This is a genomic window from Paenibacillus algorifonticola (genome assembly GCF_050481745.1).
GTDB lineage: Bacteria > Bacillota > Bacilli > Paenibacillales > Paenibacillaceae > Pristimantibacillus > Pristimantibacillus algorifonticola_A.
Genome location: NZ_JBCNGR010000086.1, coordinates 1 through 2,784 on the forward strand (window position 1 = coordinate 1; position 2,784 = coordinate 2,784).

Sequence of the window (2,784 nt, forward strand, 5' to 3'; positions counted from 1 at the left end):
ATAAATTATTTGGAGGTTTTCACTATTATCAACATCATTGAAGCCGAACCACTGTTTGACTGGATATTCTCTGTCAAAAGCAAACAAGGCTTGGGTGGTAAGCCGCCCGCCTTCTTCATCTCCGATTGGGATCTTGATTTTCAACATCTTCATAAGCCGCAAAGTTTAATAGACTCAATATTTGATAATTCCAAAAATCAGGTTTATCAATATAATCTTTCTGACGACGTTCATGAACTGCCAAAATCAATAGTACTGTCACATATTGAAGAACTAAACTACAACATTGAAAATATTGCAATCTGCAGTAATGGAACTAGTGCAATTCATTCAGCATTAACGGTTCTTTCGAAAAATGTGAAAAACTTTTTACTTTTAAGCCCAACCTATTTTCTATATCCAGCACTTTTAAGGTACCTAGACTGCCAAATAACCCACTGCGCATATGATGGACATGAAAATTTTGATTTTGATTCGTTAAAAAAATTACTCGAGACAAAAGAAATTGAAGCGATAATTTTAATAGATCCTATTTTTTCAATGGGTAGATCTGTTCCTATAGAATTTTACAGTTTCATAGCTAATTGTTGTGTTGAATTGAATATTTGGTTACTCGTTGATAATATGTATGGCTGTTGTGAGTGGAACAGTTCGACTACTATCAGCAATATATATTTCAATTTACAGAAGCTTGAAATTATAGCTAGACTAGAAAAACATATTTACATAGATTCTATAACTAAAAGAGTTGGTTTAAATGGAAATAAAGTCTCAATGGTCTTTTCTTCACCTAGTTTTATTAGAAATTTAGAGAGTTATTCCCTATACGTTACCGGAAGTTTCTGTATAACCCAAATTAATTTAATAAATGAATTCTACTCTGCTGATAACCAAGCCTACCTTACGGAATGTATACATAAAAACATTGAAAACGCTATGAATCATTACAATTTAATACAATCCATCATACAAGGATCTGCAATGTATCTATCAAAAACTGATTCTGGTTATTTCACTTGCCTACATATTCCCAAAGTAAAACTTGGTCTAGATAACGAGAAAGATATTTTTAATTTTTTATTAGACAAAGCAGAAATTATTACGCTACCTACATCCTTATTCCATTATTCAAATGATGAATACTACAGCTTTAGGGTAAACTTGCTTGCAGATAAAGCAAAACTCTTTAAATCAATTAACCGTTTAAGAGCTTTGTTTCCTTAACAATCTATTTTAATAATATTAAACATCATTAGAATTGTTACCATCTTTATTAGATAAGTTCACTGTTGCAGATAATAATTTTGAAAGTTCATTCCATTCAATAATTTCTGGTTTGAAATTTTTTGTTGTCATTACTCCAGTACTTTGAAGTAATTTTGCATATTTTATAGTTCTGTCCATTTGCAAATCAGAAAGTGCATTCGGGTCCTGCAATCCTTTCAAGACAATTGAATTGAACTCAATTCTTGCTTTTGCATCGATCATAAAGGATACACTTCCTTTTAAAACTTTTAATAGCATGACAATTAATACAGAACTAGCTAAGATTTCAAAAACCCATGAGCCCTTTTTAGTATTCATTATAGTGTATGGCTGATCTAGTTTATAGTTTCCAAAGTCCATTAATAGCTCAAAGACTTTCTCCAAAAAGGCTTCAGCTTCAGCCTTATCTTCAAAATCAAGCCTTATACTGGATGAAATATAATAATCATCAGGCAAAGCTAATATTTGATCATACTCAAATGGACATTCTATAAATCGCTCATTAAGCTTAAATATTTCTGATTTAATTTCTATTTTTTCCGAAATAGATAATGGAGTTAAATCTACAACATTGAAATATTCCAATAAACACATCGTATCGTACAAGTAAAAATTATCCCTGAAAGCATAAAATTCTAGCAATTTAAAAATCCCAGTAACTTGCTTCTTTCTCCAAAGCAAATTCGGATGGATCAATAACTTTTCAAAAGCCATTCGGAAATTTTTCAAATCTTCTGTAATTTGTATCCTGTTTGTTTCTCCCGAAAATAATTTAAGTAAGATTCTAACATTAAAATATTCAAAATAACTTTCTTGAGCCAAAAGATTTTCAAGAAAATGATTTAAGATTTCTTTATCTCTTGCCAAATCTATCTCCTTACCTCTGTACTTTAATTTAATACGATTCATTTGAGTCTTGTAGAAAAAATAAGAAAACCAATACTCAATCCCCCAATAAACATTATTCAGCTCGCAATGCTCAAACGTGAAGTTTTCAGCATGCATAGTGGATAATTCGCAATTAAGAAATGTAGTGTTAATAAATTGAATATCTTCGAAAGTAGAGCCTTCAAAATCACAGTTTTCAAAACGGCAATTTTCAAACACAAGATCGTGTGCGCTTGCATCAAACTGTTCATTAATAAAAACACAATTAAAAAATATACTTTTTTGTAATGAAGACTGATAAGAATTATTATTAAAAGTCACATTATTAAAATAACAATTCTTGATTTCTGAGCTCCCCCAAGTAGAATCATTAAATATTACCTCATGAAATGAAGCATCTATAAAATCAGCCATATCTAAATTAACTTTACTAAAGTTACAGTTTTCAAAACGGGCTCCCCTAAAATCCGAGCGATAGAAGGAAAAAGACTCGCCATAACTAGGTAAATTCACGTTTTTAAAGTGTACATTTCTGAAATTCTCTTTCTCTCTACTATTTTTTCCATTATCAGTGAAAATAGAGGAGCTATTTATTAGACTATCCATATACAAAACCTCCAAATAATTTAT

The 2,784-nt window shown here is 30.4% G+C and carries 2 protein-coding genes; one reads left to right on the forward strand and one right to left on the reverse strand.

Annotation, left to right across the window (positions count from 1 at the left end):
- Positions 1-1,224, forward strand: a 1,224-nt coding sequence (locus tag ABEW34_RS31610; RefSeq protein ID WP_430165758.1) for an aminotransferase class I/II-fold pyridoxal phosphate-dependent enzyme, incomplete at its 5' end; no start/stop codon positions are given.
- A gap of 18 nt (positions 1,225-1,242) precedes the next feature.
- On the opposite strand, the gene ABEW34_RS31615 is transcribed toward ABEW34_RS31610, so the two are convergent.
- A partial coding sequence (locus tag ABEW34_RS31615; protein ID WP_430165761.1) for a pentapeptide repeat-containing protein occupies positions 1,243-2,784 on the reverse strand: 1,542 nt, incomplete at its 5' end.